The organism is Paenisporosarcina sp. P4_E4_2 (assembly GCF_056401595.1).
Genome location: NZ_JBFUJC010000110.1, coordinates 1 through 9,060, shown reverse-complemented (window position 1 = coordinate 9,060; position 9,060 = coordinate 1). Strand labels below are relative to the sequence as shown.

The window sequence follows — 9,060 nt, the reverse complement described above, 5'->3', positions numbered from 1 at the left end:
TGTTTCTTGGTTAACAGGTAAGGAGAAGATTTCCAAAATTGAGGCAACTTTCTATAAACTAAATAGTGACGGTTCAATAGTCACGACACCAACGACTTATTCGTTAGACCCAAACACCTATGACTTAACGTCAAACGGTAGCAACGGAATCCTTTCCTTCAAAACAGCAACACATGATCAAGCTGTTCAAGCGGGTCAAAGTACCTTGGGAGAGAAATTTGCGTTCAGTGAAATGCCAACAATTAATAATATTGGGTCGATCAAAGGGTATAAGGTCACGATAACGGCAATGACAGGAGAAACGGTGACAATTCCGGATATACAACTTGGATACAGACGTCATATTGACTTAAACGGCGGAACATTAAAAAATTCAAATGACTTATTCTTGGCTGATCAGCTTATCAATGGACAAGCGACAGCGCCAACTATGTCAATGGTTCCATCACATGTCACAAAAGGCGATTTGACACCTGGTCCATACCTCTATTTGGACGCAGCTGGTTCAAGCGACATGAAGTCCAATATTACAGACGGTCCTATAGTATTAACGGATAATGCGATCTACTATTTAGGTTGGACTAAAGTACCACCTGCGGTTTCAAAGGATACAGTTGGAAACATTGTAGGTAGCGATATTACGTTAACGTTCAACGATGATGGAACATGGAAAAATAATATCAAACAAGTGAAGATTGGTTCAAAAGAATTAGTTTTAGATAAGGATTATACGATTACAAATAGCTCCATTACGCTAAACCATGACTTATTTACAGCAGGACAAAAGGTCAATGTGATGATTGTTTCTGAAGGTTATGCGGATGTAATCGTTACGGATCAGGTTATAGGATATAAAGTAACATTCGAATCAAATAGCGGAGATCCTGTACCGTCTCAAATCGTAGATCGAAGTGCAACGAAGCCGATCGATCCAACAAAAGTCGGCTATAAGTTCTACGATTGGTATACAGATCAAAATTTAACAATACCATATGATTTTGCAAGCATTGTGACAAAACCAATTACGCTTTATGCTAAATATGCTTTAGCAGGTTCTCTTGTACTAACAGATACTACAGATAACGCTCTTGGAAACGATATTACACTTGAATTCATTGATTCTGAGTGGGCAAATTCTATTTCGAGAATTAAGGTTGSTGCAGTTACTGTAGATGGAACGAAATTCAAAGTAGATATGGCTGCACATACGATTACATTGGATAAGAGTGTCTTCACAAAAACTGGAGAATTCACTATCAATATTAGCGCAACTGATTATGCAGATGTAACCGTAACCCAAAAAGTAGTGAATGGATATAATGTGCATTTCGAAGTGAAAGATAATGCTCCATTTGAAGTAAAAGACCAAATTGTAGCACGTAGAATAACAGCACCGACTGTTTATGGTTATGATATAGCTTGGTTCGCAGATGAAGCATTTACAATTCCTTGGGATTTCACAAGCTCGATTTATTCTGCAAAAACAATTTATGGAAAATGGTCACCTACTAAATTCACTGTTATTTATGATGGTCAAGATGGTGGCTTAGTACAGACTAAGACAGCAGAATATAATACAACAATCACAGCGCCTACAGCACCAACAAGACCTGGTTATACATTCGTTGGTTGGTTCAAGGATGCTGCAGGGCAAACTGCTTGGAATTTTGCGACAGATAAAGTAACAGAAAACACAGTTCTTTATGCGAAATGGAGTATCAACTCGTATGCAGTATCATTCAATAGCCAGGGTGGAAGTGCAGTAGATTCTAAAACAGCAAACTATAACACGACAATTGCACAACCAACAACAGTACCTACAAGAAAAGGTTATACATTTGCTGGTTGGTATAAAGATGCTGCAGGTCAAGTAGCATGGAATTTTGAAACAGATAAAGTGACAGGTAATGTAACGCTTTACGCTAAATGGTTACTAGATATACCAGTTATTAATCCAATCGATGACAATGATACAAAGCTTTCAGGAACGACTGTAGCAAATACAACGATCACTGTAAAAATCGGTAGTGCTGTTATTGCAACAGGAAAAGCTGATTCTAATGGGAAATTTAGTATCAAGATTAAACAACTAAAAGCAGGTACAGAGTTATCTGTATATGCTATAGATAAAAATGGAATTCAAAGTGCTACTACAAAAGTCAAAGTTTTAGATCGCAAAGCACCAAAATAAAGAAGTTCAAATTAAAGGTACTGCAGAAGCTAACTCTACAATTATTGTAAAAATCAATAATAAAGTAGTGACAAAAGTTAAAGTATCAAGTAAAGGAACATTTTCAGTAAAATTATCAAAAGTAAGTAAAGGTAATAATAAAATAACATTACAAGCAATTGATAAAGCTGGAAATAAAGGCAATGAAGTAAACCGTTATGTAACGATTAAGTAAACAATTTAAATGAAGTAAAAAAGGGTGCTTATAATATATGAAACTCATATTAAGAAGCACCCTATCCGATTTGAAAAGTAATAAAAATTTCAACAATTCACCCTATCTCATGGTATAACATTACTTTTTCATTGCACATAAATTGCACAGACTTATTAGAAACAATAGAAATATAAGAATTACAGTGAATAATTTTACATCGACCGTTTGATTTAATGGACTAAAATGATCAAAATTATTCATAAATATGTATAATACTCGTACTCTGTATTTGACAGGGGGGGCGGTGGTTTAAGCCCTCACAGGTCATCATACTTGGAAGGCTGAAATTCTTGACTTATCAAGGGTTTCAGCCTTTCTTCATGCCCGGTGCCATTTTTATATGCAAAAGATGAATGATTAAATAAAAAGCCCTGGAGTAGTGCTTTTGTTTTATACTGGTATAGAACCAATAACAGCAACATTTACATCCTATGTTTAATTTTCAGAAAAGTGTAAATATGGGATGATAAAAGACAGAATCGAGTTAACTAGTTTCATGGATTCTTCTTTAAAAGACTTGGTTGTAAAAAATATAAGTTAAGAGAGAAATAAACAATTACAAAAGGACAAGGGGATGCGGTATGAAGAAGAAAAATATCAATAAGATTCTTACAGGAACGCTAGCTGTTGGCATGTTATTATCTCAAGGTGCTCCATATAACGTATTGGCGAAAAGCCCGTTTGAGCTGAATCCAGTTGAAAATGCGGAAGAGATCTTAGCGAGCCTGTCTGTAGAACAAAGAAAGGCATTAGAGCAATTAGAAACAAATACAACCTTTACCATTTCACCGGATATTGATGCGAATAGCACTGAATTAGTCAAAGTCATCGTCGAATTTGAACAGGCGCCTGCGAAAATTGAAGTGATGAAACAAGCAGCGAAAGGAAAAAAACTATCTTCTTCTGCTGCAAATGAAAAAGTGGAACAATCACACAAAGCTTTTAAAGAGCATGTTCAATCATTGAAATCACAGAAAAACGTGACTAATTACAAAGTGGAAGATGTAAACATCACAAGAGAGTATAAAAAAGCCATCAACGGTGTAGCAATGACGTTGCCTGGCGTGGCAGTACAGGATTTGCTGCAATCAGGTGTAGTTAATCGTGTCTTTAAAGATTACGAGGTAAAAGTGGAAACGCCGGTAAAAACGAAAGAAGCCATCGATCCGAAAATGGCAGACAGTATTCCGCAAATTGGCGTTGACAAGTTACATGCCGAGAACATTACCGGTAAAGGGATTAAAGTTGGTGTTATTGACACGGGTATTGACTACAATCATCCTGACTTAAAAGAAGCTTATAAAGGTGGATATGATTTTGTAGATGATGATGCAGATCCGATGGAAACGACCTACGAGGATTGGATTAATGCTGGTAAGCCAACATATCCTGGTTTAGTGTATTATACAAACCATGGAACACATGTCGCAGGGACGATTGCAGCCCAACAGAAAAACGGTGTGGATTATGCTGTGAAAGGGGTAGCGCCGGAAGTAGATTTATATGCTTATCGAGTATTGGGAGTTTGGGGTGGAGGATCCACGGAAGGAGTCCTTGCTGGAATCGATCAAGCGATTACAGATGGCATGGACGTCATTAACTTGTCACTTGGCGCCGCGACGAACGATCCTTTATACGCTACTTCTGTAGCGATAAATAATGCCATGCTTTCAGGCGTAGTGGCCGTAGTCGCTGCAGGTAACTCCGGACCGAACGAAAAAACGCTTGGTTCTCCAGGAACAGCGGCTCTTGGTATTTCAGTAGGGGCAAGCGATGTTTCCATGACCATTCCTACATTTAGTGGAAGCGTTTTCACTAATGAAAATGATAATTTGGAACGTCTCGGCGAAGACCTTTCTCATCAATTAGAAGATTCAAAACTCATCAGCGAGGAACTTTCTCCTCAACTAGAAGATTCGAAACGTCTCGACAAAGATTTTTCTCCTAAATTAGAAGATAAGAATAAGGGCTTGTCTCACCAAGTAGAAGATTTGCAACTTCTGGGCAAAGACTTTTCTGATAAATTAGAAGAWCTGCAAGGAAAATCCTTACCAATTGTATTTGCGGGACTTGGTAAAGCAACYGATTTTGCCGGGAAAGATGTCAGCGGGAAAATTGCGTTGATTCAGCGCGGGGAACTTGCGTTTGATGAAAAAATTAAAAACGCCAAAATCGCTGGGGCTAAATCAGTGATTGTGTATAACAATGTCGACGGGCAAATACCTGCCTACTTGGGTGAGGTCGTCGGGTTAATCCCATCCTTCCGCCTGTCAAAAGCAGATGGTGAGCGGTTAAAAGAGCTGGGCGAAGGTACTTTCACATTTGAAACGTTAAGTAATACAAAAACAGAAGGCGATCATTTAGCAGATTTCAGTTCACGCGGACCGGTAAATGGAAATTATGATATTAAGCCAGATGTAGTCGCTCCAGGTGTGTCGATATTCTCTACGACACCGGAATTCATCAACGATCCACAGGACGGCATTAATTACGGGAATGCCTATGTGCGCATGTCGGGTACATCGATGGCTACGCCACACGTGGCAGGTACAGCAGCATTAATATTGCAGGAGCATCCGGAATACACGCCTTTTGATGTAAAATTGGCACTCATGAATACTTCGGACGATTTACAAGGGGATAATTCTGTATACGAAGTAGGCGCAGGACGAATCGATGCCTATCAAGCGGTTCATACAGATACCTCCATCAAAGTATGGGATAAGACACAAAATATCGAAAATGGAAAAGTCGTAGAAATTGATGAAGAAACAGGTTCCATTGTATTCGGAAGACATATTAAAAAAGATGATCAACCCATTGAAGCAAGTAAAAAGGTGACGGTTCAGAACAACAGCCAGGAAGAAAAATCTTTTACACTAGAAGTGGAGTATCACGGTGAGCGAAAAGGTATTCAAGATGCAGTGAGTAACGGTGTTACAGTGGACGTGCCTTCATCGATTACAGTGGGAAGCGGCCAAGTGCAGGAGCTCCAGCCAAAAATAACGATTCCAACCAGCGCTGCGTCAGGAAGATATGAAGGGTATATTCATGTGACAAATGCGAACAATCCTGCCGAATCCTATCAAATCCCATTCGCTGTTATGGCGACGGAAAAAGGATTTGCTTATGTCAAAACGACTAGACCATCCGTGACAAATACAACACCTTTCTGGGAACTTAATGACAAAATGATCCATTTCATCATGAAGTTGAACAGCCCAATGAAAACCATGGATGTGCTTGTAAAAGACAGTAAAACAGGAAAAGCTGTAGGGTTCATAGGGACAGCGAACACGAGTAAATTACAAATAGATAGAGAAGTGTATCTTACGGGTGCGTTCAGCGGTACGGTCTTACCATTTACAAATGATCCGTCCCAGCCAATCAGTGATATTCCTATAAAGCTTCCAGCAGGCGACTATATACTGGAACTGATTGCACACGATGAGGATGGGAAATCATATGTTTATGACAATCCGCTTATCGTGGACAATGAAGCACCAGAAGTGAACATGGATATAAAATCGGGTGTAATCGAAATCAATGATTCTATGTTTACAGTAGAAGATGGCCAAAAAGCAGTGTGGTTGCATGGAACAGCTAAGGATGAGACAGTGGATTTATTGCAATCTAAAGGGTTGGATGTCGATCAATCGTCCAACACTATGGCTTACTATACAGGTGCCTCTGGATATATGGCTGGGTTCTTCCCGGTTCAAGCGAATGGAGATGTGAAATTAGGAATTGAGGAAAGTGATATTGCAAAACAACCTATGAGATTGTGGTTGAGAACGTGGGATACTGCAACGGCAGTTGGTTACCAAAAGTATTACTTCATGAAAGAAGGAACGGAATATACGACGACTAGTTATAGTAAGAAAGAGTTGAAAGTCGGCGATAACTTTAGTATGACACTCAGCCTTAATAATGTGAAACAGCTTGTCTCCGGAGAATTTAATGTGGCAATCGACAAAGACTACTTCAAGTTTTCGAATGTGAAGCTGAACAATGCAGTCAAACAATATGCAAAGGAAAAAGGCTTACAGGTATCGCTCCATGAGCCAGTTGTGACGGAAAGTATATATCATAATAATGTGAAAATCGGAGCTTCCATTACTGGAAATGCATTCAGAGGACTGGACGGAGATATGCCGTTCCTYGATGTAACGATTAAAGTAATGAATGATGAAGTTTACGATGAAGTTACTGGATTTAATGTACAGAACGGGTCTTATAAGAAATCCGGACAAACAGCAGATACTGCTATTCCTTTTTACGGCACTGAAGATCTTAAAATAATTCCTACACATACACAGTTGCTAGGATCCATAATGCCGGAAGCATTTTTGATAGGTGCATCAGGGGCAGAATTTTTGAAAAAAGGGGATTATTCAAAAATAGGAGCACAAGTATACGCTCTCTCTAGAAGTGGTAAAAAATATCCGGGAACAATTGCTCAAAATGGAGCTTTCACGATCAATGATATTCCTGCTTCCGATCAAGTATATACAGTTGTTTTCGATGTTCCGGGGCATCTTAAAGCGATGAAGAAATTCATTCCTGGATATCATGATGCAAATGGTGAGCTACGTGGGCAGTTTTTAAGAATTGGTCAGAGAAGTCTTGCAGGGGATGTGAATGGCGACAAAATGATTGATATCCTTGATATCCAAAGTGTCGTGGATGCATACGGTACGAAAGATACTTCCATCGTGCCGCAAGATCTCAATCAAGATGGCGTGGTAGACGAAACGGATGTTCGCTTAATGGAGAAAAACTTCTTAACGAAGGGACCTGACGCACCTGTCGATAAACAGCCAAAAGAAAAAATTGGCAAGAAAGGGCTGGAATACTTCCTGCGCCTGATCGGTCTCGAGCCGAAGCAATAACAAGGGATGTTGATAGAAGGGGAGGAATGCGAAAGCATTTCTCCCCTTTTTACTATATGGAGCTAATCGTTTCAGTGTTTGGCATTTACCGAGTTAACCTATTGCCACTTTGGAAGAGCAAGACGATTTACTGAAACAATCAGGAAGAGAGAAATGATTAACATAAGAAGGGAGCCACCGATTACGACTGCTTGAACTGAATACGAGTGTGCTGCTATCCCAAAAATCAGAACAGCCAACAGTTGCAAAGAATAGATGACCATTCCGTATAAACTTGAGATTCTTCCCATCATGTCAATCGGGATGTTTTCTTGGATATAGGTCGTGAATCCCGTATTTGCCAACGCAAGTGCAAAACAAAGGATAAAGAAACCGCTGCTGGCCATCAAATAATTCATTGAAAAACTGTAGATGACATACCCGGTGGATACCAAAATGGTCCCACTGCACATCAAATGTTTGGCCGACATGAATTTAACGAGTAGATTTGTGCAAAATGCCCCTACTAAAAAGCCGATTCCTGCCACACTGACGAGTGAACCATATGCCGCATCCGTTAAATGAAGAACTTCTTTCGCAAAAGCCACTTCTGTTGAATCAAGCGCAGCCGTTAACAACATGACCACTTGAAAGACCATATACACGACAACAAAAGGGAAAGCCATTTTACTGAACTTCCAGACTAAATGCCAATCCTGTACGATTGTTCCCCAAGTAAAGTTTGTAGGTTCAGACGAGTCTATACGGTTTTGTCTCGGAAGCAAATATATCAATCCAGCTGATATTAAAAACGTACCAGTATTCACAAACAATGCCATTTCAAGAGAGCCTAGCATAAATAATATCCCTGCAAGAGCAGGACCCAAGATGAACGCACCAGAATGAACAAAACTGAGCATGGCATTGAATTGTTTTCGCTCGTCTTCCGGCAATAGCAACGTCATATAGGTAAAAGAGGCAGGACCAAACATTGCGCCTGCCATTTGAATAATCATCACAACCGCATAGATGCCCCATATGGAATCTAGAAAAGGAATGAACAGAATGAGTGATGCCCGCACTACATCAAGGACAATCATCAAATGCTTCGTCGATACACGATCAATCACACTGCCCGACCAAAATCCCATCAGCATAAACGCAAACGGTTTAATCATATACAGTATCGCAACTGCCAATGCGGAACCTGTTGTGTCAAAAATCATTAAGTTGATGGCCAATAAATAAATCCATCCACCAATATTCGCAATTCCTACGGCACTTAAGTAATAGAATTTCCATTTAGATAATTCCATTTCATATCCCTCCGACATGTTTTTTTGGCAAACAAAAAAATCCCACCTCCAAGACGATTTGTCTTGGGGACGAGATTGACATGTCGTGGTACCACCCCAGTTTGTCCTGATGTCACCATCAGAACCTTTTCAAGTACGGCATATATTTCATGCTTATACTGTAGCTCTTTAACGGGAGCACCCGTCACACCATCCCCCTAACATTCAAGGTTCCCATGTGAGGCTCAGAGGCTTGTTTCAATCAGTGAATGCTTACCCTTTTTCAGCTACGGGGCTCTCTGTTCAAGAATTCAGATGATTTACTGTTCTCATCATAGCTTTTAATTTTCGCTATCATAACATAAGGAATCTCTTCTTGGAATCTATTTTATCTAATTAATTAAAATAAATAAAAAATATTATTGTAAATAAATAACAGTATATGCC

4 protein-coding genes and 1 other annotated feature are annotated in these 9,060 nt (G+C 39.5%); of the genes, 3 read left to right on the top strand and 1 reads right to left on the bottom strand.

The genetic code is table 11. The features are described from left to right. The 3 genes from AC1DSB_RS09625 to AC1DSB_RS09615 form a co-directional block, all read left to right on the top strand. Positions 1–2,191, top strand: a 2,191-nt coding sequence (locus AC1DSB_RS09625; RefSeq protein ID WP_477586599.1) for an InlB B-repeat-containing protein, incomplete at its 5' end; no start/stop codon positions are given. Further along, on the top strand, positions 2,172–2,405 hold the full coding sequence (locus tag AC1DSB_RS09620) for an Ig-like domain-containing protein (RefSeq protein WP_477531391.1): 234 nt from the start codon (positions 2,172–2,174) through the stop codon (positions 2,403–2,405). The genes AC1DSB_RS09625 and AC1DSB_RS09620, both read left to right, overlap by 20 nt. Before the next feature lie 623 nt (positions 2,406–3,028). After that, entirely contained in the window at positions 3,029–7,339 is a 4,311-nt protein-coding gene (locus AC1DSB_RS09615) for a S8 family serine peptidase (protein WP_477586597.1), read from the top strand. Positions 7,340–7,437: 98 nt separating this feature from the next. Here the strand turns inward: AC1DSB_RS09615 and AC1DSB_RS09610 are convergent, their stop codons facing one another. Next, a complete protein-coding gene (locus AC1DSB_RS09610) occupies positions 7,438–8,634 on the bottom strand; it encodes an MFS transporter (protein ID WP_477586595.1) in 1,197 nt (398 codons plus the stop codon). A 62-nt stretch (positions 8,635–8,696) separates the two neighbouring features. Continuing rightward, positions 8,697–8,958, bottom strand: a binding site (T-box leader). Positions 8,959–9,060: the final 102 nt, after the last annotated feature.

Bases quoted from the DNA above. Each gene is read 5' to 3' on its own strand.
- AC1DSB_RS09610 (WP_477586595.1), bottom strand. From the start codon at position 8,634: ATGGAATTATCTAAATGGAAATTCTATTACTTAAGTGCCGTAGGAATT.